This is a genomic window from Desulforamulus reducens MI-1, assembly GCF_000016165.1.
GTDB classification, from domain to species: domain Bacteria; phylum Bacillota; class Desulfotomaculia; order Desulfotomaculales; family Desulfotomaculaceae; genus Desulfotomaculum; species Desulfotomaculum reducens.
On record NC_009253.1, the window covers coordinates 2,637,664 to 2,661,351 of the forward strand.

The 23,688-nt window shown below is 44.2% G+C and carries 27 protein-coding genes; 10 read left to right on the forward strand and 17 right to left on the reverse strand.

What is annotated here, in order from left to right; all coding sequences use genetic code 11:
• Positions 1 to 50: 50 nt before the first annotated feature.
• From DRED_RS12865 to hepT, 4 genes are all read left to right on the forward strand, one after another.
• Complete coding sequence (locus DRED_RS12865; protein WP_011878728.1) at positions 51 to 500, forward strand: C-GCAxxG-C-C family protein; 450 nt, start codon at positions 51 to 53, stop codon at positions 498 to 500.
• Positions 501 to 625: 125 nt separating this feature from the next.
• Entirely contained in the window at positions 626 to 2,632 is a 2,007-nt protein-coding gene (locus tag DRED_RS12870) for an oxidoreductase (RefSeq protein WP_011878729.1), read from the forward strand.
• 151 nt (positions 2,633 to 2,783) lie between these two features.
• Positions 2,784 to 3,191, forward strand: coding sequence for a type VII toxin-antitoxin system MntA family adenylyltransferase antitoxin (gene mntA / locus DRED_RS12875; RefSeq protein WP_011878730.1), 408 nt, complete (start codon positions 2,784 to 2,786; stop codon positions 3,189 to 3,191).
• Entirely contained in the window at positions 3,184 to 3,591 is a 408-nt protein-coding gene (hepT, locus tag DRED_RS12880) for a type VII toxin-antitoxin system HepT family RNase toxin (protein ID WP_011878731.1), read from the forward strand. Before mntA ends, hepT begins: the two co-directional genes overlap by 8 nt.
• A gap of 88 nt (positions 3,592 to 3,679) precedes the next feature.
• Here the strand turns inward: hepT and DRED_RS12885 are convergent, their stop codons facing one another.
• Together DRED_RS12885 and DRED_RS12890 are read right to left on the reverse strand one after the other, a co-directional pair.
• Positions 3,680 to 3,877, reverse strand: coding sequence for a YjfB family protein (locus DRED_RS12885; protein WP_041274620.1), 198 nt, complete (start codon positions 3,875 to 3,877; stop codon positions 3,680 to 3,682).
• 39 nt (positions 3,878 to 3,916) lie between these two features.
• On the reverse strand, positions 3,917 to 4,144 hold the full coding sequence (locus DRED_RS12890; RefSeq protein ID WP_011878732.1) for a hypothetical protein: 228 nt from the start codon (positions 4,142 to 4,144) through the stop codon (positions 3,917 to 3,919).
• Positions 4,145 to 4,492: 348 nt separating this feature from the next.
• Between DRED_RS12890 and DRED_RS12895 the strand changes: the two genes are divergently transcribed.
• The 4 genes from DRED_RS12895 to DRED_RS12910 all read left to right on the forward strand — a co-directional run bounded on the left by DRED_RS12895 (position 4,493) and on the right by DRED_RS12910 (position 6,060).
• Positions 4,493 to 4,723: an AbrB/MazE/SpoVT family DNA-binding domain-containing protein gene (locus DRED_RS12895; protein ID WP_198006899.1), complete on the forward strand. Its 231-nt coding sequence runs from the start codon at positions 4,493 to 4,495 to the stop codon at positions 4,721 to 4,723.
• A gap of 26 nt (positions 4,724 to 4,749) precedes the next feature.
• Entirely contained in the window at positions 4,750 to 5,163 is a 414-nt protein-coding gene (locus DRED_RS12900; RefSeq protein ID WP_011878734.1) for a type II toxin-antitoxin system VapC family toxin, read from the forward strand.
• A 275-nt stretch (positions 5,164 to 5,438) separates the two neighbouring features.
• The gene (locus DRED_RS12905) at positions 5,439 to 5,690 is read left to right on the forward strand and encodes a type II toxin-antitoxin system HicA family toxin (protein ID WP_011878735.1); all 252 of its coding nucleotides are present in this window, start codon (positions 5,439 to 5,441) and stop codon (positions 5,688 to 5,690) included.
• A gap of 1 nt (position 5,691) precedes the next feature.
• Positions 5,692 to 6,060: a type II toxin-antitoxin system HicB family antitoxin gene (locus tag DRED_RS12910; RefSeq protein ID WP_011878736.1), complete on the forward strand. Its 369-nt coding sequence runs from the start codon at positions 5,692 to 5,694 to the stop codon at positions 6,058 to 6,060.
• A gap of 86 nt (positions 6,061 to 6,146) precedes the next feature.
• Here DRED_RS12910 and DRED_RS12915 read toward each other — a convergent pair whose 3' ends face one another.
• From DRED_RS12915 to DRED_RS12925, 3 genes are all read right to left on the reverse strand, one after another.
• Positions 6,147 to 6,350 carry a hypothetical protein gene (locus tag DRED_RS12915; RefSeq protein ID WP_041274621.1) on the reverse strand — a complete coding sequence of 68 codons (204 nt, stop codon included), beginning with the start codon at positions 6,348 to 6,350 and terminating at the stop codon, positions 6,147 to 6,149.
• Positions 6,351 to 6,676: 326 nt separating this feature from the next.
• Positions 6,677 to 8,818 (reverse strand): flagellin N-terminal helical domain-containing protein, encoded by a 2,142-nt coding sequence (locus DRED_RS19800; RefSeq protein ID WP_011878737.1) that lies wholly within the window; start codon positions 8,816 to 8,818, stop codon positions 6,677 to 6,679.
• A gap of 74 nt (positions 8,819 to 8,892) precedes the next feature.
• Entirely contained in the window at positions 8,893 to 9,072 is a 180-nt protein-coding gene (locus tag DRED_RS12925; RefSeq protein WP_011878738.1) for a carbon storage regulator, read from the reverse strand.
• A 331-nt stretch (positions 9,073 to 9,403) separates the two neighbouring features.
• Between DRED_RS12925 and DRED_RS17965 the strand changes: the two genes are divergently transcribed.
• A complete protein-coding gene (locus tag DRED_RS17965; protein ID WP_011878739.1) occupies positions 9,404 to 9,835 on the forward strand; it encodes a helix-turn-helix domain-containing protein in 432 nt (143 codons plus the stop codon).
• A gap of 36 nt (positions 9,836 to 9,871) precedes the next feature.
• Here DRED_RS17965 and DRED_RS12935 read toward each other — a convergent pair whose 3' ends face one another.
• From DRED_RS12935 to DRED_RS12995, 12 genes are all read right to left on the reverse strand, one after another.
• The gene (locus DRED_RS12935; protein ID WP_156779663.1) at positions 9,872 to 10,243 is read right to left on the reverse strand and encodes a hypothetical protein; all 372 of its coding nucleotides are present in this window, start codon (positions 10,241 to 10,243) and stop codon (positions 9,872 to 9,874) included.
• 407 nt (positions 10,244 to 10,650) lie between these two features.
• On the reverse strand, positions 10,651 to 12,297 hold the full coding sequence (locus tag DRED_RS19610) for a flagellin N-terminal helical domain-containing protein (RefSeq protein WP_011878741.1): 1,647 nt from the start codon (positions 12,295 to 12,297) through the stop codon (positions 10,651 to 10,653).
• Positions 12,298 to 12,522: 225 nt separating this feature from the next.
• Positions 12,523 to 12,876, reverse strand: a complete 354-nt coding sequence (locus DRED_RS12945) for a hypothetical protein (RefSeq protein ID WP_011878742.1) — start codon at positions 12,874 to 12,876, stop codon at positions 12,523 to 12,525.
• Positions 12,877 to 13,066: 190 nt separating this feature from the next.
• Positions 13,067 to 14,383 (reverse strand): flagellar hook-associated protein FlgL, encoded by a 1,317-nt coding sequence (gene flgL, locus DRED_RS18375; protein WP_011878743.1) that lies wholly within the window; start codon positions 14,381 to 14,383, stop codon positions 13,067 to 13,069.
• A gap of 14 nt (positions 14,384 to 14,397) precedes the next feature.
• Complete coding sequence (gene flgK / locus DRED_RS12960) at positions 14,398 to 16,158, reverse strand: flagellar hook-associated protein FlgK (protein ID WP_011878744.1); 1,761 nt, start codon at positions 16,156 to 16,158, stop codon at positions 14,398 to 14,400.
• Positions 16,159 to 16,327: 169 nt separating this feature from the next.
• Positions 16,328 to 16,816 carry a flagellar protein FlgN gene (locus DRED_RS12965; RefSeq protein ID WP_011878745.1) on the reverse strand — a complete coding sequence of 163 codons (489 nt, stop codon included), beginning with the start codon at positions 16,814 to 16,816 and terminating at the stop codon, positions 16,328 to 16,330.
• Positions 16,817 to 16,828: 12 nt separating this feature from the next.
• The gene (flgM, locus tag DRED_RS12970; protein WP_011878746.1) at positions 16,829 to 17,122 is read right to left on the reverse strand and encodes a flagellar biosynthesis anti-sigma factor FlgM; all 294 of its coding nucleotides are present in this window, start codon (positions 17,120 to 17,122) and stop codon (positions 16,829 to 16,831) included.
• Between the two features lie 64 nt (positions 17,123 to 17,186).
• The gene (locus DRED_RS12975) at positions 17,187 to 18,296 is read right to left on the reverse strand and encodes a protein-glutamate methylesterase/protein-glutamine glutaminase (protein WP_011878747.1); all 1,110 of its coding nucleotides are present in this window, start codon (positions 18,294 to 18,296) and stop codon (positions 17,187 to 17,189) included.
• Positions 18,283 to 20,373, reverse strand: a complete 2,091-nt coding sequence (locus DRED_RS12980) for a chemotaxis protein CheA (RefSeq protein WP_011878748.1) — start codon at positions 20,371 to 20,373, stop codon at positions 18,283 to 18,285. Before DRED_RS12980 ends, DRED_RS12975 begins: the two co-directional genes overlap by 14 nt.
• 11 nt (positions 20,374 to 20,384) lie before the next feature.
• Entirely contained in the window at positions 20,385 to 20,876 is a 492-nt protein-coding gene (locus DRED_RS12985; protein ID WP_011878749.1) for a chemotaxis protein CheW, read from the reverse strand.
• Positions 20,877 to 20,881: 5 nt separating this feature from the next.
• The gene (locus DRED_RS12990; RefSeq protein WP_011878750.1) at positions 20,882 to 21,667 is read right to left on the reverse strand and encodes a flagellar motor protein MotB; all 786 of its coding nucleotides are present in this window, start codon (positions 21,665 to 21,667) and stop codon (positions 20,882 to 20,884) included.
• Positions 21,667 to 22,449, reverse strand: coding sequence for a flagellar motor protein (locus DRED_RS12995; RefSeq protein ID WP_011878751.1), 783 nt, complete (start codon positions 22,447 to 22,449; stop codon positions 21,667 to 21,669). The genes DRED_RS12990 and DRED_RS12995 overlap by 1 nt, the downstream gene beginning before the upstream one ends.
• Positions 22,450 to 22,660: 211 nt before the next feature.
• Here DRED_RS12995 and DRED_RS13000 point away from each other — a divergent pair, with 211 nt between their 5' ends.
• The gene (locus DRED_RS13000) at positions 22,661 to 23,470 is read left to right on the forward strand and encodes a 2-phosphosulfolactate phosphatase (protein WP_011878752.1); all 810 of its coding nucleotides are present in this window, start codon (positions 22,661 to 22,663) and stop codon (positions 23,468 to 23,470) included.
• Positions 23,471 to 23,688 lie beyond the last annotated feature (218 nt).

The window sequence follows — 23,688 nt, forward strand, 5'->3', positions numbered from 1 at the left end:
GAAGGGCACAAGCGGGTGGAGCCTAATCTTACTATTTTGGAGGTGATTCAATGAGTGACAATATAGCCACCCAAGCTCGCAACAAAGCAGGCGGCTATTACAAGGAAGGCTATAACTGCGCAGAAGCTATTTTTTTGGCCTTCCGGGAGTATTTGGCGCCTGAACTCAGTCCGGAACTGGTAAAACTAATAACAGGTTTCGGCAGCGGGGTGGGACATGCCGGGTGTTTGTGTGGTGCTTTATCAGGTTCGGTCATGGCCTTAAATATGGTTAAGGGTAGAACCTCTAACCAAGAAAAACGGGATGCAGCCTATGATACTGTCCGGCAATTTCATGATCGCTTTAGGGAACAGTTTGGTTCTACTGATTGCCGGGTTTTGAACCCTCATCCCCATGACACACCGGAACAATTAAAAAATTGCTTAAAAATTACCGGTGGTACTGCCAAGCTTTTGATGGAATTTCTCCAGGAAAAGAGTCTTTATAAAATGGCTGAATAAATAGAACTGCCCCCTGCCTGCTGGCACTGGGGCACTTTTCTTAGTCACATAGTAAAAAAAATTTACCGAAAAATTCAAAATATTTTGTATGTTGGGGAGTTCATTGGTAAAAGGAGGGTTTTTTAATGTCCATTCTTTTTTCACCTGCCCAAATAGGTACACTTCAGCTTCGTAACCGTATTATAATGACTCCTATGCATTTAGGGTACACTCCCAATGGAGAAGTCACTGATCAACTGATTGAGTTCTATCGAGTTCGGGCCCGCGGTGGTGCTGGCCTTATCGTGGTCGGCGGGTGCGGCATCGACCGGATCGGAAATGCCTACGGCATGACTCAACTTGATGATGATCGCTTCATTCCGGGCCTGCGCCGTTTGGCAGATGCAGTACAAGCAGAAGGTGCGAAAATCGTGGCACAGCTTTACCAAGCCGGGAGATACGCCCACTCTGCTTTAACCGGTCAGCCGGCAGTGGCTCCATCCCCTATCCCCTCCAAACTTACAGGTGAAACACCTGTGGAACTTACTGAAGAAAAAATAGCTGAAATTGTTGCCTCATTTGCAAAGGCAGCAAAAAGAGCCAAAACGGCAGGCTTTGACGGGGTTGAGATTATTGCCAGTGCCGGATACCTTATTTCCCAGTTCCTTTCCCCGCTTACCAATAAACGCACAGACCGTTATGGCGGAGACCTCCAGGCCCGCATGACTTTCGGACTCGAAGTGGTAGCCGCAGTACGAGAAGCTGTAGGTTCGGACTATCCCATTATCGTCCGGGTAGCAGGCAATGACTTTATGCCCGGCAGTCACACTAACACCGAGGCTCAGGTTTTCTGCCAAGCTATGGAAAAATCCGGGGTAAACGCTATTAATGTAACCGGTGGTTGGCATGAAACTCAAGTCCCTCAAATTACTATGAATGTTCCTCCCGGAGCCTATGCTTACCTGGCCTATGGAATTAAACAGGCTGTTTCTATTCCTGTTATCGCCTGTAACCGTATTAACACCCCTGACCTTGCAGAGGCAATTCTGCAAGAGGGTAAAGCCGACTTTATCGGCATGGCACGGTCGCTCATGGCTGATCCAGAACTGCCCAACAAAGCCATGAGTGGACATCCCGAACAAATTCGCCCGTGTATCGGATGTAACCAAGGGTGTTTAGACCACGTTTTTCGCATGAAACCGGTAAGCTGTCTGGTAAATGCAGAGGCAGGCCGGGAGGCTGAACTGTCACTAACCCCTACCTCCCAACCTGGTAAAATTCTAGTGATTGGGGCCGGTGCAGCTGGGCTGGAGTTTGCGCGGGTAGCCGCCCTCCGGGGACACAAGGTGACAATTTGGGAGGAAAGTGATCAGGCCGGGGGACAACTGATTTTGGCCGCAGCACCACCTGGACGCAAGGATTTCTTACACCTTAGAACCTATTTGGTTAATGCCTGCCGGGACCTTGGAGTAGAAATTCAGTATCATACTAAGGCCACCCCTGAGAACATTCTGTCTGCCGTTCAAGAAGGTAAATTCAATAGGGTAGTTATTGCAACCGGGGCCCACCCCATTACTCCTCCTATCCCAATTGAAGAAGGAGTAAAGGTCATTCAGGCCTGGGATGTACTAGCAGGTCGCAGCAAAGCCGGACAAAACATAATTATTGTTGGTGGTGGAGCCGTTGGGGTAGAAACAGCTCTATTACTGGCTGAATCCGGTACTCTGGATAATGAAACCTTACGTTTTCTCATGCTGCAGCAAGCAGAAACAGAAAAGGAACTCTATCGCTTGTTAATCCAGGGAACTAAAAAGATTACAGTTCTGGAGATGGCCAACGGAATCGGACGCGACATCGGTCCCAGTACTCGCTGGTCCATGCTGGCAGATTTAAAACGCCACCAGGTTAACTGTCTGGACGAAACCACCGTGCTGGAAATTCGCCGGGAAGGTGTTCTGGTGAAGAATGCCGGAACTCAAAAGATTCTACCGGCAGATACAGTAATCTTAGCCGTTGGCTCCCGTTCCCAAAATGAACTTTACCAAGCCCTGCAAGGTAAGGTGGAGTATTTGAGCATCATCGGGGACGCAATAAAACCCCGGAAAGTAATGGATGCAATCCACCAGGCTTATAATGAGGCGATTAAATATTAAAAATGGCTGAATAAATAGAACTGCCCCCTGCCTGCAATCTGGCACCGGGGCACTTTTCTTGGTTAAAATCGTTCCCCTTGGCTTGGCTTTAGAATTATCCAGAGATATAATTACCCTAGTGTGTAATGTCTTTTCCAAATGAGGGATGGTTATGTTCATTGAAGATCAATATTTACCAATTATTAAACAATATTTAGCAGAAAAAATTTCTCCTTATTTAATTATCCTATTTGGTTCAGGGGCTAAAGGAAACCTCAGAAAAAACAGTGATATTGATATTGCCTTTTTAAGTGACCACCACTTTAGTGACTATGAAATATTTATGTGTAGCCAGGGTCTTGCTGATAAGTTAGGAAGAGAAGTTGACCTGGTGGATTTAAAAAAAGCATCAACGGTTTTTCAAACCCAGGTAATCAGTACCGGAAAGATTATTTACAGCAAAGATGAAACGAAAAGGATGCAATTTTACATGCTTACTTTTAAAAAGTATGCTCGACTAAATGAAGAGCGTCAATGTATCTTTGATAAATTAGAAGAAAGAGGTAGCATCTATGATTAATGATGTGCTGGTAAATAAGTCACAGGTTATAAAACGTTGCCTGCAACGAATTAAGGAAGAATATAACGGGGACGTTCAAAATCTACAAAATTACACCAAACAGGACTCCATTATCTTAAATCTGCAACGGGCCTGTGAAGCTGCCATTGACTTAGCCATGCACATCGTTGCCGAAAAAAACCTCGGTATTCCCCAGAGTAGTCGACAAGCCTTTGAACTGCTCTGTCAGAATAATATAATTGAAGCAGAACTGGCCGAAAAATTAAAGGCAATGGTTGGTTTTCGTAACATAGCAGTACATGACTATCAGGCTGTGAACTTAAATATATTAGAGAAAATTATAGAATCTCATTTAGATGATTTTAAAATATTTACTAACAAATTATTGCAAATAAAATAATAATAAACTTCGTCAAAAAAATAAAACCTCTCAGGTAAGGTAGCCTAAGAAGGATGTAAAAAACTTTAACAAGGTACTATGCACCGTTTTAAACGTAAAAATCTATTTTGTTTCCCAGATGATCTGATTTAGCCTGGGGAATTGAATTCTCACCTTTCCCCAGCATCTGAGTTAAAAAGTTACCGTTCTCTTCAGCTGTATTCATTGCTTTCTTTAGAACAGCAACACCAACATCTTGCTGGATTTGAACATGATTTTTAATAATGGATAATGCAGCAATGTCCACTAACAAACACCTCCCTAAGTAATCTTTGTTGGTAAAACCCTAATGTAAGACCTCAGGTTCCTCTAGCTTTTCCAGGCTGCTGATTTCATTAACTAACTCGTTAACACGAAACTGGATATTTGCAATCTCTTCTTGTCCAATTTCCTTTCTGACTACCTGCTCAGCCAGGGCTTTCATTTCTCTAAGCTTATCCTCTATCATGTTCAGTATCTGAATCCTAAATTTTACCCTTTGCAATTCATCTTGCAATAATTCTTCTTTAGTCACTTACATCTATCCCATCTGCCCTAACCTTCTTACTTCATCCCATTTCGCTTTGTTGTCACCCACCGCAGGGATGAATTAAGCAATTATATCATATTTTTAATAATAAAAAGTATTCTTTAAATCATATTTACTGTCCAACAGGTGGTTTTGTTCTGTCAATACAACAATAATGAATTTTAGCCTATCATCTCCAGGTATGTTAACGCGAATACGGTACCTGGGACCCCCTTGGTAACCTTTTATTAAAAGTCGTGGGACTTTTTGATTGTTTGTTCAACTAATTTTCAAAACCGGATATAATATTAATAAAGTAAAACCGAGAGGTGAAAAAACATGAGCATAAACAAAATGTCATACAAAGGTCAAGTAGTTATACCAAAACAACTAAGAGAAAAGTATGGCTTAAAGCCAGAGCAAAACATTAAAATTACCGAAATAGACGGTCATATTGCCATAATACCGCTTTTGGACGATCCAATTAAAGATACCAGAGGAATCCTTAAAAAGACTCATCCAATGATAGTTTCATCGGCAGACGAATTAATTAAGGAATACCGCGAAGAAGAAAAGTCTCTGTAATCGCATAGAGAGGCTGGTTTTTAATCATGGAAAGCTATGTTTTTGATACTTACGCTGTGCTCGGTTATTTTTTGGACGAGCCATCTGCGGAGACCATTGCTGGAATACTTGAACTAGCAAAAAACAACCAAATTAGGTTGTATATGTCTTGGATCAATGTGGGGGAAGTATATTACATTATTCAACGAAGATACGACAGGAAAATAGCAATAGAATTGGTTGAGAATATAAAAGCATGGCCTATTGAACTAATAAAAGTATCCCATGAACAAGTAATTGTAGCTGGTGATATAAAGGCAAAGTATCCAATGTCTTTAGGAGATTCCTATGTAGCAGCACTAACAATACAAGTACGAGGGGTACTTTTAACTGCAGATAAAGAGTTTCAACAGCTAGAAAATCGCATTATCAAGATAAAATGGTTGAGAAAACACAGATAGGAAATTGTCTAATGATTTCTCGGGACAACTAAGGGTTAGTATGCCTAAATCCGTTACGTGAGGCTTGATCTAAGCCACGAATCTGTGCACGCACCTTGTTTAAGATAGCAAGGCCTGCAGCACCGTCACCACTTTGATAATTCTTAAGCTAGATGATAACTTTTCTAAAGCTTTTTGTGTTTGAGCACCATTGGCACTCAACTGACGATATGTGTTCTGCGAAGTTGAATTGTGGTTCCATATACGATACCATGAAACTTGGTAGGTGATTTCAATTGACCAAGTTTACCAAGCTATACTCACAAATTGTTAATAATCCCAAAGATGTTAAATTCGATGATTTGGATAAACTCCTCAGACACCACGGGTTCATGTGCCGTAAACCAGGCGGTGGCTCTAGTCACTATAATTACTATCATCTTGACTTGCCCGATGTCCTTACCATCCCCTATAACCGGCCTATTAAAGCCATCTATGTTAAACTGGCCATCAAAGCAATACAACAACTTAAAGAGCGGGGTGAATAAGTTGAAGAACCTAAATTATTATCTTAACCTAAATTACTCAATCAAACTTAAACAACTCTCCGAAGAAGAAGGCGGTGGCTGGTTTGCCGAGATACCTCTACTGCCAGGGTGTATGTCAGACGGTGAAACTGTCGAAGAAGCCATATCCAATCTAAATGATGCTAAGAAAGGCTGGATTGAAACTAGTTTGTCTTTGGGCCGTTCCATTCCTGAACCAGTATCTGATGATTTCTCCGGGCAATTAAGGGTTCGGATGCCTAAATCCTTACACAGGGCATTAACCGAAAAAGCTAAGGAGGAAAACGTAAGTTTAAATCAACTTATCATTTACCATCTGGCTCAGGGTATTAGTAAAAATACATCACTATAAGCCAAAGTAGAGGGTTGTACCTCTGCTTTTCTGTATATTTAGAATGAATCTTTCCAGGTTTTCTGTACCTGCCGTGAATTGGAATTTCAGGTGCAGGTAAGTATTGTCTGCAAGGTAGAAGACAAAATCCATGTGTCTTCCATTTGGGGTAGTTCGGTTTTCTCAACCCATTTGATGGGGACCGTATTTACATCGAAGACTTCCAGTGTCTGTTCAGCGAAGGTTTCAGTTAGGGATTTAAAGATGATATCATAGTTATGACGGCTAATAACTAGATCTTCCTTTGTCAAGGGTGTTTTCCCCTCCTTGATCTATTATATCATAGGGTGTTTTGATGATATTTCTTCGCTGGTAGGTTGTTTTTCACCTGCTTTCTACAATTTTTAAGGTTGCTGAATCATTCATATTCTTCATTAGTAGTTGGGTTTTCATGGACGCACAAAAAAAATAAACCTCTGTCGGCGAGGTGGCCTTGGAAGGGTTCGGAATATACTTTACCTCGTTAAGTTATTAACACAAGTAGGGACAGTCCCCTTTTGGGAAATTTCGGAAGGACGATTAGAAAAAGGGAAAGAGACCCTGGATAAACCAAGATCCCTTAGTTGTTGATAGCAAATTAACGAAGCAGTTGCAGTACGCCTTGAGGCTGTTGGTTGGCTTGTGCCAGCATAGCCTGAGCTGCCTGGGAGAGGATGTTGTTCTTGGTGAACTCCATCATTTCCTTAGCCATATCTACGTCACGGATACGGGATTCAGCAGCGGTTAAGTTTTCGCTGGAGGTACCCAGGTTGTTAATAGTGTGCTCCAGACGATTCTGGAAGGCTCCAAGCTTGGAACGTTCGGCAGAAACTGCCTCAATAGCATCGTTAATGACACTTACCGCTGCCGTGGCTTTTGTATGGGTAGAAACATCCAATGCAAATTCAACATTTTTATTGTCAGTTCCATTGGAAACATTTTCGAGTTTTACGTAATTAGCTACTGATCCATTCTTAGCTGTTACAGCACCCTCTGAAGTATCTCCACTCACTTTAAGGGCTTTAGCACGCATATCTTTAATATCGATAGAGAAGCTTTGAGCTGTATTTGCACCAATTTGCATTGTAGCCTTAAAATCAGCAGTTGCATCCTTACTTACATCAAGCTTTATAGTATTCCCAGCAAACCCAGTTGAAGCTGAAGTAACAACCAAGTTTACCGTTCCATCTGAGCTAAAGTTTTTACCTAGATTAACATCATTTACCAATTTAGCATTAAGATCCGATTGTAGCGCTAATAACTTATCCACAGTTTCTTTTGCTGTTAAGCCTTTAACATCGATAGCAAAATTAGTCTCTAACCCTGATTTGGCTGTTGCATCACTTGTATAATTTCCTAAAGAGCTATCATAAAAGCCAATTTTTTGATCACCTATTGTAATAATTGAACCCTCAGTAGGTGTTCCATCAAAGTTAAAACTGCCTGTTGCAGCTGCGGTTGCAGTAATATCTGTAACACTGGCTCTAGTGCTACCTGAGAATGCACCATCAGCATTTGCGGTAAGAGTAAGTACACCAGCAGCATTGGAAAGTGTGTAGCCATTTATTCCACTTGCGCCCACCTGGTTAACCACTGCTGTTGCCATGTCTGTAGCATTTGCTGCACTAGCTACATCGACTACAAAATCAGCCTGTAATGCAGCTTTTGCTTCAACAGAATTAGCGTAGGTAGTATTTCCACTATCCCAAAATGCAATTTTCTTATCAGCCAATGTGATGAAAGAACCCTCTTGAGCAACGTTAGTAAAGGTAATCACACCTGTTGCAGCAACACCTGTAACACCAGCTACACCAACACCGTTACTTTGTTGAGCAGTAGCACCAACGTTACCAAAGGATGCGTTGGTTGAAGTCTCTGCAAATTCAAAAGCATTGTTTGTAGCACCTTGAGCTAGCGTACCTGTTGCCTTTAAACCTGTACCTTCAGCAGAAAACGAAATGTCCGCAATTGGACTTCCACCTACTGCAGCTGCAGCATTAAAAGCAGCTACTAAACCGTCCCTTAATTTTGTAGCATCGGCAATATCTGCGGTATTAATATCCAAGGTAACAGCATTTCCGGCTGTAGAAGAAAGGTTACCAGTTGTAACCGCACCGACTTTTAGAGTTACTGTCACTCCACCAAATGTAAATGTCTCTGTATCAGCAACACCCGCACCTACATTGATTGCCCCTGAATCCCAAACTGCGGCTACAGCATCAGTACCATTCACACCACCTGTTACGGAAGCATTAGTAGCAGCTGCTGCTGATCCACCTGTAAGTGCAACACCGGATTTGGTAGCATTTGCTGTAATCTGACGTCCGCCATTCAGTAATTTCTGTGTGTTAAATTCGGTGGTGTTACCAATACGGTTAATCTCTGAGGTTAGCTGGTTAATTTCCTTTTGAATTTCATCGCGGTCAACGTTTACGTTGGTATCGTTAGCAGCCTGGTTTGCTAGTTCACGCATACGCTGCAGAATACTGTGGGTCTCATTCAGTGCGCCTTCAGCAGTTTGGATCATGGAAATACCATCTTGAGCGTTACGACTAGCTTGATCTAAGCCTCGGATCTGAGCACGCATCTTTTCAGAGATAGCTAAACCAGCAGCATCATCGCCGGCACGGTTAATGCGCAGACCAGATGATAATTTCTCTAAAGCTTTGCTTCCATTATCGCCATTGATACTTAACTGACGATATGTGTTAAGGGCTGCAATATTATGGTTAATTCTCATTATTAAACCCTCCTTGAATTTTACGGTAAGCTTCCGTTCTTACCTTGTTTTAGTGGCTATAAGCTTAATGGCTGCTAATTAGCAGCCGGGCAGTTTTCCCCTGCCAACTCCAGTAATTCAGTACGGACAATATCCATACTGTTGGGGGCTTGGATGCCCAGTTTTACGGTATTGCCGATGACCTCCAGGACCACCACTTTGACTTCCTTATTAATAACAACGGACTGGTTTTCCTTACGGGTTAATACCAGCACTATTAATCACCATCCCTTGTGATTTTGTTGACCACCCTCTTTCGTGAACACCCACAATCCTTTGTGGTTTTACCAACCACAGCATTGTTGCTGCAATTTGTTGTTAACGTTGGTGTGTCATTGTATTAATGCTTCATTTTGTAGCATTTGTTTATATGATCGGTTGCTTTTAACCAGACTTTAGTCTATGGGTTAAAAGTTTTTGCTGAGTCTGTATAAGTTGAAAGCATTAGACGAACAATAATGCTACGTTTTGTTGCAATGTGTCGTTATTAATCGAAACTTCGATGTATAATTTATCTAGCATTGATTGTTAATTATGAGGTGAGCTATGTTTGCAAAACGGTTGATTGAGTTACGAACACGGGAAAAGCTGACACAAAAAGAGCTGGCGGCCAAGTTAAACCTGGGACGAGGGGCCCTGTCTCTTTATGAAATCGGACAGAGAGAACCAGATTTGCAGACCGTGAAAAATATGGCAGATTATTTCAATGTTAGTGCGGACTATTTGTTGGGCAGAACAAAGGTAATGTCCGGTAATGAAAGGGTTCAGTTAGATCCACTTTATGTGGATATGATCAGAGCCTGGGAAAACAAAAAAGGAACCCCTGAACAAATGAAAGAGGCTCTGGAAATTAACCACGGTTACATTGAACTTATCAAAGAATGGGAAAAAGAAGGTATGAGTCCAAATAAAGTTAAGGAAATATGGAATAAGATGTTGGAGGTAAAATCCCTGTTGGATTCGCCAAAGAAAAAATAAGGAATTTTAATTGTCTGTTGTATGTATTGGAATAATTTATTTTTTAGGTAAATGCTCTTGTTTGTAGGTTCCTTGCAGAAAAAATTGGGCCAAACGAAAGCCTTGAAGCAAACCTTCCCGAAAGGTAGCATTCATGGACAGGGCATTTAAGTTACCAGTGATCTCCTCAAAGGAATAAAAGATTTCCTCAATATGAGGGTGTCCATGTTCCTTTAATGTTTGGTTAACCTCTTGCAGTTGATTTTTTAGCCGGTTATAGGTTTCCAACTCCGATTGGTTTAAAAAGGCTTCAAGATTGGTTCCATTGTCAAACTTAATTTGATCCACCGGGTTGTCCTGCAAAGATGTCGGAAGTTTTTTGTCTCTATTCAGTGCATTAATAAACATCTCAATATCCGCTATTTGCATTTTTTCAAGCCTGGGTACCAATTGAGCCAGGCCTTCCCCCTTTCTGTACCTGGTTAACTCCACAAGACCTTTGCCTCAATGCAATGGGACTTTTGTCTTATTATTGATAATTTTCACTATTCGACAATTGGATGCTTATTCCTTGTTATTTAAAGCATAATTATTAGAAAATATTAGTAGACCCTGATGCTTATGGCATAGGGTCTTTTCTCAGCAAGTCAGAAAGTATAAAACTTTCCGACTTGCATAAGGGCAAACTAAGGCTCTGCCGGCGTCTAAAAGACTTGGCGGAGCCAAGTTTTTCTAATTGGAATCTACTGTTGTCATTGCAACATAATTGTTGTCGTGATTTAAAGCAATAAAAAGAGACCCTAGAAGGTCTAAGGTCTCTCTGTATAGTTGATGAATTAACGTAGCAGTTGCAGTACACCCTGGGGCTGCTGGTTGGCTTGGGCCAGCATAGCCTGGGCTGCCTGGGAGAGGATGTTGTTCTTGGTGAACTCCATCATTTCCTTAGCCATATCTACGTCACGGATACGTGATTCAGCGGCGGTCAAGTTTTCGGAAGAAGTGTTTAGGTTGTTAATGGTGTGCTCTAAGCGGTTTTGTACAGCACCCAATTTGGATCTCTCGGAAGAAACATTCTTGATAGCAGAGTCAAGTGAAGTCAGAGCTGTAGAAGCACCCCCAGCAGTAGAAATATCAACGCCGGAAATTCCAAGAGCAGCTGAACGCATATCACCGATTCCAAAAGTAATGGTTTGACTACGATTTGCGCCAATCTGGAAGGTCATTCCACCATTACCTGCAGCTTCTGTTTGAGCAGAACTTAAACCTAAATCTGAAACAGCGGTCTGTCCAGTCAGATCTTTTAAATTGATCGAACCACTTGGGCTATTAATTTCAAAGCGCCCATCATCAGTAACAGTAACGGTAACTGCTTCAACATAACCTTCCTGACCTGCAGTTTTAGCTGTGCCAGTATTGTAGGTATTAATTGCGGCATTAATTTGAGTTTGAAGGGCAGTTGCTGCGCTAGCCATGGTATCTCCATTGTTTACAGTTAAGGCACCAGATTGTCCAATTAAGGTATCACCAAGGTACACATCAAATTTTTGCGCAGCAATATTTGTACCATTATATTTATCTGTACCAAGGTTAGCTGCAGCGGATACTGCTCCATCAGTTTGCGAGAGTAGCTTTGCTCCTACAGATGTACCAGCTGCAATAGTTGTTACAGTTACCTCAGATTTGGTACCTTGTGTACCACTTTGTAGAACCATTTTATTAGTACCATCAAGGTAACCAGAAATGTGAGTAACGTTCTTTCCAGAATTATCAATTGCTGTATTAATAGCATTAATAATGGTATCCTTCGCTTTATTAAGCGTGGTTGCATCTGCACTTGATAAGTTGGAATTAAGTAACGATTTTTCCTCTGTGGTTAACAAAGTATCCCAGTTTACGTCAATTTTTTGTCCATCAATTGTTAAAGTATCAGTACCAAAAGTTAAATTTGCACCCGACCAGTCACCTTTCAGAGCATTAGCGCCTGTCATTGTTGCAGCTGTAAGCTTACCTACAACTCCACCTATCGTTGTATTGGCACCAACTGCCGCCCCTGCAGCGCCTTTTAAAGAACCGTTTAACAACTTCTGAGTGTTAAATTCTGTAGTATTACCAATGCGGTCAATTTCACTCTTTAACTGTGTTACTTCATCCTGTAGGGCTTTACGGTCATCGGCAGTGTTGGTACCGTTAACAGACTGGTCAGCCAATTCGCGCATACGCTGCAGAATGCTATGTGTTTCATTTAAAGCACCTTCAGCCGTTTGAATCATAGAGATACCATCCTGAGCGTTACGAGCCGCTTGATCCAGTCCACGGATTTGGCCACGCATTTTCTCAGAAATTGCCAGACCAGCAGCATCGTCACCGGCACGGTTGATGCGGAGACCGGAAGAAAGTTTCTCCAGGGCTTTGTTGGTTTGAATACCATTGTTACTTAACTGACGATAGGTGTTAAGGGCTGCAATATTGTGGTTAATTCTCATTGTGTTATTCCTCCCTGAATGTTTATACTCGCACGCATCCTTACGTTTGAGTTAAGCTTTGGTTGTCCCGGTCGGCCGCCCGGGGTTACCTTCTAATTCATATTTCGGTAACTTCTTCCGATGGTTTAGCCATTGCATCATACTGCAGCACTTTATGCTATTTTGTATTTTCGTTTTCATTTTGTTGCTTTGCACCAAATAAAATAGCACCCTGTAAAGCGGGTGCTAGGCGTAACCATCCAACTGGACCCCTTTGGCATCTTCCAGATGGGCAGCCAGTTGGTCCAATTCATCATATTCAATTTCCTTCTCTTGGCCCGTTCGTTTATCCTTTAATACCATTCTAAGCCTGGGCGGCAGTTCCTTGATGACAATTTGGATAGGGTAGTTCAGGGCTTCGACCAGGTGATTAAGGCGTTCCACAGCCCGGTTTAGTTCTTTTTTTAGCTGATTTTGATCCCGTCCCTGGGCTTGCATGAGGGTTTCCTCAACTCCGGCCTTGGGCTTTACGGTGGGTTCCAGGGATCGCATCATATCACTCATGATAATGGATTGCAGACCACCGGCGCCGATTTTCATTTATATCACCTCTTTGTCGGTGTCTAATTTCTTAGAGGTGCCAGGCACACGCTCGTATGGTAGTGATTTCTCTGATACAAAGATTTCTGTCGGCGTGAGCCAGGCACCTAGGACTTTGGTCATCTCACCTTAATAAAAACAACGTTCAGACAGCTTCTTTTTATGCAGTGCCTGAACGTTTGTTGAGTATTTATTTTAAGTATTGTAATAGGCTGGTATTCAGTAGATTGGAGGCTGTCATTAAGGATGCCTGGTGTACAAGCTGGTTCTGGGCCACTTCAATGGTTAATTTGGTAATATCAGCCCCTTGAACATCAACTAGAATACTTTTCAATTTAATTTCCTGGTCATCCAATTGATCCTGCACTGCCTCCAGGTGGCGGGTTCTGGCCCCTACTCCGACACGTTGCTTCAGCATATCGTCATGGGCATTTTCCAAGTCTTTTAGGGAATCAGTTACTGCTTGGGAATCATTGTTTCTTAAATTCGTCACTAACTTACTAAGAACCTCAAAGGGTCCGCCTACAACTTTGGTCATTTTTTGCCCGGGGTTCATGGGGTCATCCAGCTGATTGGCAGGATTTGTGGAGCTGGCTAATTTACCAAAGACCCCGTTTATAACACTGCGTTCGCCGCCAAAGAAAGTGGTATGCCCCTGTTTGGTGCTGTCCAGTGGATCACTGGATAGCACTTTAAAGGCCGTGGCGTCGTTATTAGCTTGTAGTACAATATGACCTTTGCCATCATCATCGACAGCGATGGTTTGTGTACCAAAGTTATCATCTAAGGCCTGCTGCATGGCATTTTTTATATCATCAAACTTACGGAAGCCCGGTGATATATAACCGCTTAAATCAATTTCTTTAACGTTATTCTCATCTAAGGCCACTTTAAAGGTCATGTCCTCGGCCTTTAGCACTTTGCCCTGGCTGAGGTCCACAGTGCCGGTAATGTAATTATCCGCTACCCCGGCAGCAACTACCTCATAGCTGTAACCAAAAATAATTTCCCGACTGACCAGGTTGGTATCTCCCCGGTAATAGATTTCGCCGCTGTCAGGGTCCCGATAGAAGGGTGGTTGACCGTTTTTCCGACCGGCAAATAAATATTTGCCCCCTAAGGCACTGTTAGCCATATCCACCATGGCGTCGATTTGCCGATCAATTTGCTCGGCAATGGCATTCCGATCTTCCGGTGTTAAAGTACCGTTGGCACCCTTATTAGCCTCTACCTTTGCATCCTGCAGAAGCTTCCCCATTGTATCCAGGGCCGAGTCGCTCTGGTTCAGGTAGGCCAAACCGTCCTTAATGTTACGGGAATATTGCTCGTTGCTGATCAAAGTAGCATTGACGGACATCAGATAACTTATTTGGCTGGGGCTATCTGATGGCCTGTTAATAGTTTTACCAGTGGAAGATTGCTCTTGATACTTGGCAGCTCTCTGTAAATTGTTTTGTATATAGTTGCGCAGGTTATTACCTAAAAGACTTGTAGATACTCGTAACACTGACCATCACCCCTTTACCTTATGCGGTTGATTAGGTAATCCAGCATTTCATCCTGCATGGAAATCATGCGGGCACAGGCCTGGTAGCCATACTGGTATTGAATTACTTTAGTTAGTTCTTCATCTATGGAAACGCCAGAAACAGATTGCCGAAGGGCCTCAATTTGTTGGCCGATGGCCTGCTGGTTCTCCAACATATTGTCGTGGTGGTCCGCCGCAGCACCCACCTGAGCAACAATGCCTTGGAAAAAATTTTCAAAGGTAGTATCCAAAACATAGGCATCCTTTGGCTGACCAAAGAGATAGCTTAGACCAATATTGGAACCAGTGGCCTGCACCTTTAGGGTTCCTTCGCCGTTATTGGCCGATAATACAATGTGTCCTAAGCCATCGTCCCCCACCGTAAACTCCCCTTTACCAAATTTTTGGTCCAGGGCCTTTTGCATAGCAGCTTTTATTTCGCCAAAGTTTCTGTATCCCAGGGCCAATTCCCCATCCAGATAGAGGTCAATTTCCTGTTTATTGCCACCGGGTCCTTCCACAGTAAAGCGAGTTTGGGACAGATCTGTAAAGGTTCTGCCGTTCCGTACATCTTCATCTCCGGTTAGGGTCCGAATGGGGGTACTGCGAAGCTGAGCCACGGCCAGAGCATTTTCGCCGATGATAACCTCAGGATTATTTTTTATCTCATCGCCCAGAGAAATATCTGCAGCCCCGTTGCCGGTAAAGAAGCTAAAGGGTTTCGTAATTTTCGCCGGACCCGGTAGGCCAGACTTTTCATTGACTCGATCGATAATGGATTTTGCTAACAAATCCAACTTATTTGAAACAGACAGGTTCTCTAACCTAGCTGATTCTTGGCCTAAAATACTTCCCCTGCCAGCTCCTTCTGGTGCGGTGTTAAAGTAGTCGGCCATGGTGGTAAGGTTGATAACATCCTTCCCATCCACTGCCAGATGATTTTCATTGCCATCTTTTCCGGCATAGGGAACTAGAGAGAGTTTTGAAGTAATAACCTTGCCATTGACATCATTTTTTACCAGCAATCCAGAGGTTTCAATAAAGCGAACTTCGATGCCTCCGTTGTCCTGGGTGTCTACACTGATGTGGCCAAATTTAGCCAACTCATCCAGCAGTTTATCTCGCTCATCCAGCAGATCGTTTGGCTGGGCCCCGTTGCCAATCACGTTAATAATGGTGTTGGACAGTTCGGCAATACGAGTTGTTAAGTGGTTCACTTGATCCACTTGATACTGTAAGGAACTGTTGACTGTTTTATCAATGTTGGAAAGTTGATTGTGCATTTGCCGGAAGATGGTGGCCAATTCGTCACCGGTTTCCTTTACGGCCTTTTTAACCCCTGGGTCCTGGGGCGAGTTATTTAGGTTTTGCCAATCATTGAAGAAGTTCAGTAGGGTTAATTGCAATCCCCTGCCGTCCGGTTCCAGAAAAACTGTTTCTGTCCTTTTGGCCATATCCAGCTTTTTTTCCCAGTACCCTTCGAAGCTACCGGAATTGCGCATTTGAACGTCCAGATAGTAGTCCCGGATGCGTCTAACTTCTTTTACGTCAGCACCTGTACCCAGTTGGCCGGGGGTCATTGCTGTTAAATAGTCCGGCCGAGTCCAGGGGGTAGAGGGAGAAATAACCGCTTCCTGCCTGGAATAGCCGGGTGTATTGGCATTGGTAATATTATGCCCTGTGACATCCATGGCTTTACGATATACCTGGGTGCCCCGTTTTGCAATTTCTAAGCCGAACCATGTACTGGTCATTGTATACCACCTTTTTAGCTGTCAGCCATCAGCTGTCAGCCATCAGTTATCTGCTTCTTCGACGGTGCCAGGCGCACGCTCGTTTGAGAGCGATTGCTTGGTGCTTGGGATTTGTAACGGCGTGAGCCAGGCACCTAGGTTTAGGTTTCCTAGTTGTTAATTTCTTCAACTAGATCGTTTTGTTAAGAATTGAGGTAGACGGTTTATTACCGGATGTTTGGCCTGTTGGGTTGTAGGTAGATTTAGCAGGCCTCATGGTATTTAGCAGGACTTCATTAAAATGCAGGGCTTGCTTTGTTAGGACATTGTTAATCTCAACTATTTTTTGAATGGCTTCGGTTGTATCGGTGAGACTCTGGGCTACTTTATTTAAATCCTGTACTAGATGTACTGGTGCATGTTGTAGGGTCTTGTTTAGAGTGCTTCCCTTGGGTAACTGAAGCCTTTCCTCCAGGGAGGCTTGGATGGCCTCACGCTGGGTATCAAAGGTTCTCACCTGTTTGGAAATCGGGTCCAGTTCCTTGAGAACCTCTTTAATGGTGGTCATGTCGTTGGCCCGCAGGGCTTGGTTGTGGGCCTCGGTGGCCCGCAACATGGCTGTAAGATTTTCATTCAATTCAGTCAATACCTGTAATAGGCTAAAAAATAAAGACTCCATCTGCACCATCCTTTAAATCTCTTTGTCCAGGAGCCTCTCTTGTAAAATTCCATCTGCAATTTTATGGGCATCCGGCTTGTAGGTGCCGGCCTGAATTTCTTTTTTGAGCTTATTCACTATGTCTTCCCGTACCTCAGGCAGTTCCTTCAAGGTATTTTCGATTTCTTTCTTAAACTTTGCCTCATGGGAAAGCTGCACGGAATCGGCTGCTGGCTGGCTAGCTTTATTGGATTTATTTTTATCCACTTTATTTTGCTGGTAGGCCTTGAATACTTCACCGGTTGGTTTGTAGCCGTTAATTTTCATAGCGATCACCCTGTTCTTCTCTCTTCTACTTTTGTATTCGGCAGTTCAAGACCTTAACTTTATATTAAACATCAAAAAAAGCTTGGATTTCCTGGGCAATCTGTGGTAAGGGTACCATTTTACCCGCAGCCCCAATATCGTAGGCTGCCTTGGGCATGCCATAAACCACACAGGTACTTTCGTGCTCAGCGATGGTAGGGCCACCCTGTTCTTTGATGGCCAGCATCCCTCTGGCACCGTCTCGTCCCATCCCAGTTAATAGTACGGCTAGGGTTCGGCAACCATAGACTTCGGCGGCAGATTTCATCACCCAATCCACCGAAGGGCGGAAACCCCCGGGAGCCAAAGGAGCCCCTTGATTACTCAGGGCAACGGTGGAGCCGTTGCCTTTGGCCTTAAAGTTTAAGTCGTAGCCCGCCGGGGCAACCAGTACCTGGCCTGCTTTTATTGCATCACCCTCTGCGGCATGACGTACCGAGATGGCACTTTTCTTATCCAAATGCTCTGCCATGGATTTGGAAAAACCCACTGGAATATGTTGAACCACCACAACCCCGGCGGGTAAATTGGCAGGCAGGTAGGGAATGATTTGCTGCAGGGCTGCGGGGCCACCGGTGGAGCAGCCAATGACCACTAGATCAATTTTGCCGCAATAGGGCTGCCTTCGAACCTGGGTCTGGGGCTTCGCTTTAGCTGACCCAGGGGCGGCTGTTGTGGCTGGCTTAGGCCGAGCCAGCGGTGCCGGCGGCGGTGTTAGGGTGGTTCGCACCCTGCGCAGGGAAACCCTGGCCGCTACCTTTACTTTGGTCTTGAGATCCTCCACCATCCTTGGTAATTCAGCGGAGGAAGTGGGTTTTGCCACAAAATCTACTGCCCCGGCGGACAGGGCATCCATGGTGGCCCGGGCACCCTCATGGGTATGGGCACTGAGCATCACCGCTGGTGTAGGAAAATCCACCATCAAGCGGCGCAGGGTGGCAATACCGTCCAACCTGGGCATCTCCACATCCATGGTTACCACATCGGGCCGCAGGGCCTTAATTTGTTGTAGGGCCTCCAGTCCATCCGCAGCGGTGCCAATGACTTTTATTCCTTTGTCTTCCTCCAATAGGCGGCTAATCAGCCGCCTCATCAGGGAGGAATCGTCCACCACCAGGACTTTAACCGGCAGCATAGGCTACCTCCTCAGCCCCGAGATCCTTTACCAGACCTCTCACATCCACAATGAGGGCCACTTTGCCATCACCTAGGATGCAGGCACCGGAGAGACCCTGTACTTGCCCCAGGTAATCGCCCAGGGACTTAATGACAATTTCCTGTTCTCCCAACAATTTATCAACAACCACCGCAATCTTTTTGTCACCGGAACCCAGAATTACCACATACATCTTGCTGGATTCTTCACACTCAGCACAATTGAACAGACGACCCATGCGAGCCAGTGGTAGAATTTTATCTCGCACCACAATCACTTCGTTGTTGCCAATGCGGCGAATTTCTTGATCGGTGATACGAATGGTTTCGGATACGTTGGTTAAGGGGAAAGCATATACCTGGTTGCCCAGGGTTACCATGAGGGCCCGGATAATGGCTAGGGTTAAGGGTAAACGAATGGTGATGGTGGTACCGGCACCCAGTTTGGTATCCAATTCCACCGTACCATTAATTTGCTCAATGGCAGTGTTTACCACATCCATGCCCACGCCTCGACCAGACAAGTCGCTGACTTCATTATTCTTGGTGGAAAAACCCGCCTTGAAGATCAATTGCAGGGCATCTCGATCACTCATACGGTCAGCGGTTTCCCGATCCACAAAGCCCATTTCCACAGCCTTGTTGCGGATCTTATTGGCATCCATGCCCCGACCATCGTCTTTTACGGTGATAACAATATGGCTTTCTGCATAGGAAGCCTTTAGCAATAGAGTTCCCACTCTATTCTTTCCTGCAGCCTGACGTTCTGCCGGTAATTCTATGCCGTGGTCAATGGAATTTCGAATTAGGTGGATGATGGGATCACCAATAACTTCAATTACATTACGGTCCAGTTCGGTTTCCTTACCTTCCACCACAAAGTCGATTTCTTTGCCCAGTTTTTGGGCGGTGTCCCGTACCATGCGGGGAAAACGGTTAAATAGCTGTGCCACTGGCAGCATGCGGGCTTTCATAATTTGTTCCTGCAGATCGCCGGTTACCTGACCCAGGTGGTTGGAAATTTCATTAATGGCTTCCACCATTTCATCGGAACCAAAACGGGACTCAAAGATTTCTGCAAAACGATTGAGTCGGGTACGGTCGATGACCAACTCCCCCACCAAATTCATTAGATTATCCAGTTTGGTAACATCCACCCGAACGGTTTTAACGGTCTTTCTCTCGGTGGTCTCCAGCTTGACTGCATTGTTCTCCTGTTCCACCGGGCGGTTTATCGTGGTGGTTGTCTGAGCTTTCGGTTGCTCAATCACTGCTTCGATACTGTTCAGCAGCACAGGTTGAACCTCTGCTTCGGTAACCTCGGAGATGGTAACCATAAGATTTTTAATTTGGTCTTGATCTTCCTTAGTAATTAGCAACACCTGGAAACTGATGTCGTACTTACCCTCCTGAATATCCTCGGCAGAGGGCTCACTTTTAATGATTTCACCCACCTGCTGCAGGGTTTCAAAGACCAAAAAGGCCCTAACATTTTTCATTTGACAGTCCCGATCAATATCGATGGCAATGCGATAGCATTGGAAGCCCCTTAACTCGGCTTCTCTAATTACATTTTCTTCCACATCACCAATTTCCAGCCATTGTCGTACAGTGGCGGCTGCTTTAACAGAAGCTACAGGGTTTTCCTTCGGTGGTTCGGGTATCTCGGGCGCTGCATCGCCCCCGGTTACAAAGGCTTTAATTTTCTCTACCACTACAGAAGTATCCACAGCGGGACCTTCCCCTGTTACTTCCTCCTTTAATGCCTTTAGGGTATCCAGGGCTTCGAAGAGTACATTGATCATCTCCGAGGTTACATGAATTTCTCCATGACGGATTTTATCAAAGAGGTTTTCCATTTCGTGGGTAAGGCTGGCCATGTTCTGGTAACCCATAATACCCGAAGAACCCTTTACGGTGTGGGCAGCTCGAAAAATCTCTTGGATAATGTCAGGATTACTCTCATCCCGCTCCAAAGCCAGCAAACCATCGTTAATCACTTGAATTTTCTCTTCAAGCTCATCTATAAATACACCAATTTCCAGATCTGAAAACATGTTTATACCTCCTAGGCCTGGGCAGCACCCATATTTGCCTGCAGTAATTGATCCTTTTCTTCATCCAGCAGAATCCTATTTTGATCCAGAAGAATAATCAGCCTTTCTTCCAGAATTGCAATTCCTCTGATATAGGCTGCATCAATGCCGTTGACCACCGGCGGCGGGGGTTCGATACTGTTGACAGGGATGCGGAGAACCTCCTGCACGGAATCAACAATAATACCGATGGTTTGCCCGGAAACTTCCACAATAATGATACGGCTGTTTTGGGTACGTTCATTTTGTCCCAGGCCAAAGCGGTTGCCCAAATCGATCACTGGAATAATACGACCTCGCAGGTTGATAACACCCTCAACAAATTGAGGGGCCCGGGGGATTTTGGTTATGCTTTCCATACGAATAATTTCATAGACGGAATTAATATCAACACCATAAACCTGCTCCATTAATTGAAAAACAACAATTTGTTCTTCCTGATTGCTTTGATTAAAGTTTGTCATGTGGATCACTCCTTCTTACTGGTTGGAGAAAGGGTATTTATTTCTTGCATTGCTTCGGGTTCCACTTCCTGATATTTCGTGCGAAGAACAATAATATCTACCCGGCGGTTTTGTTGCCGGTTAGCATCTGAATCATTGGCCCTTCTTGGCCGGTATTCCCCATAACCAGTGGCAGAAAGCCGGTCTGGAGGAATGTGACTGAAATTGATCAGCCGGTGCACCACACTGGCAGAGCGGGCTAGGGAAAGTTCCCAGTTGGATGGGAATTTATTGGTTTGGATAGGCAAATTATCGGTGTGCCCTTCTACTCTTATGTAATTGGGGGTTTGGCTAAGAATGGCTCCCACCTTATCCACAATCCCTTGGGAGTGGGGCACTAGATCCGCCACCCCCAGGGGGAACAGCACCACATCCTGAAAGCTAACCACAACGCCTCTTTCCTCAATGGCTACGGTTACTTTACCGGATAGACCGTTTTTATCCACATACTCTTGAATCTGTTTTTTAATTTTTTCCATCTTCTGCTGTTCAATTTGTTCCATGGCGGTGTCCAATTCCTTACTTTCACTGGCACCGGGAACCATCGACGGGCCCCCGCTTTCCATGATGCTTTGACTCCCACCCATGGTCTTGGCCAAGGACGAAGCAATGGCATGGTATTTATTGGCATCCACTTTACTAAGAGTATACATGACCACAAAAAAGATTAATAGTAGGGTAATTAAATCGGAGTAGGTAATCAGCCAACGTTCGTTATTTTCCTTTTCTGGTTCTTGTCCCCTTTTCCTCATTATACCTCACCTTCATCAGCCTGGGGCTGCTTACTTTCTCCTGGTTTGATGAAGGCATTTAGCCTTTCACGGATAATGGTCGGGTTGTAGCCGGCCTGCAGGGCTAGAATACCCTCAATCATCATTTCCCTTAATACCAGTTCCTTTTTACTTAGATTCTTTAGTTTAGCGCCAATGGGTAACCAAAAAACATTGGCAGAACCCACCCCATACAGGGTGGCGATAAAGGCCATGGCAATGGCAGGACCGAGACTGTCCGGATCTGACAGATTTCCTAAGACGTGTACTAAACCCATAACCGTACCAATAATTCCCATGGTGGGAGCATAACCACCGGCTCCTTCAAAGATGTGAACCCCCACCTGATGTCTTTCATAGGCTGAGTAAACCTCGGTTTCCAAAATGCTGCGTACCATTTCCGGGTCGGTGCCGTCCACCACCAATTGCATGGCCTTACGAAGAAAGGGATCTTCAATGGTATCCAACTGGCTATCGAGATAAAGCAACCCTTCCCGACGGGCCTTTTCTGCCAGTTCAACAATTAAGTTAATGGTTTCGCTAAAATCCGGTACTTTTTTTGTCATTGCTGTCTTAAGTAATATGGGTACTGAAAGAACTTCCTTGGTAGAAAAGGCAACCACCGTTGCACCCAGGGTGCCACCCACCACAATAATAAAGGCAGTGGGTGCCAGCAAAGCACTAACATGTCCTCCTTCTAAAAGAAAGCCAGAAATTAAACAAACTGCAGCAAACAAAATCCCCGCAGGGGTCATAATTTCCAAAGAAGTCACATCCTCCAATCTGATATAGATGATTATCTAAAATTTACGACTTTTCCCCTCTAAAATCCTGCATTAAAAGGTTTTTTAAACAAATTGTATTTTATATTTAATAATTCCTGTATTCTAGATATTAAAATTTAACCTCCTTCATTCGTATAATATAATAATTATATTAAAACTAGTTGCAATAAACATGGAAGGGGCTGGTATTGTGAGAATTACCCTTGTACCCACTGTCAGGGAGATAGAAAAGGATGTCCTTCTTAATAAATCGGCTGTCATGTTTGATATCTTAAGAGCCAGCAGTACAATTTCGACAGTTTTTGCCAATGGTTGCAAAAGAGTCCTGCCTGTTGAAGAGGTAGCAGATGCCTTTGCAGTGGCCCAGACACTACCGGAAAACACCTACATACTAGGTGGTGAAAGAGGTGCTGTAAAATTACCCGGTTTTCATTTGGGTAATTCGCCCCTGGAATATCAGCCAGACATTGTAAGGGACAAAACGGTAATTTTAACCACCACCAACGGTACCAGGGCCATCCGCCGCACAGCCGAAGGAAGCGGTCCGGTATTAATCGGCAGTTTGCTGAATGCTTCGGCTGTGGCCCAGAAACTTCTGGAAATGAATCAGGATATCGTGTTGGTCTGTGCGGGCACCAGGGGGAAATTTTCCTTAGAGGATACACTGGCCGCCGGCAGGGTTATTTTAGAAATTGTTAAGAGAATAGGAACAGGGAACAAAGACCTGACCAAAGATCCTGTTCCTTCGGCAGATATCTATTTAGATGAGGTACCCATTCTTTCGGAGAACGACCTGGTACTGGAAGATGCAGCGCTGGCTGCTCTGCGGCTGGCAGAGTATTATGCCCAGAACCCTTTACAGGCCCTGCAGGATTCCTTGCATGGCCAAAAGTTAGTCCAGTTAGGGCTGCGGCAGGATTTGACTTACTGTGCCCAGGTGAATTTATTTGACGTGGTACCAGTGTATCAGGATGGCGTAATAAGTGTGGAAATAGATTAGCTATCAGCTATTTCTATTGGCCATTGGCTTAAAAATCACTTTGAGCCATAAGCCTTGGGCTTTTTGTGCATGTTTTGCTTAGTGGTCTTTTGGCTCATGGCCCATGGCTTGTTGTATTTTCATCAGAGATTGAATCTTGTTTGATAATTCGCTATTATAATAGGTAATGGCTCAGTATTTTGGGGGCAGGCTTCGGTTTAGAACCGTAAGCCTGTTTT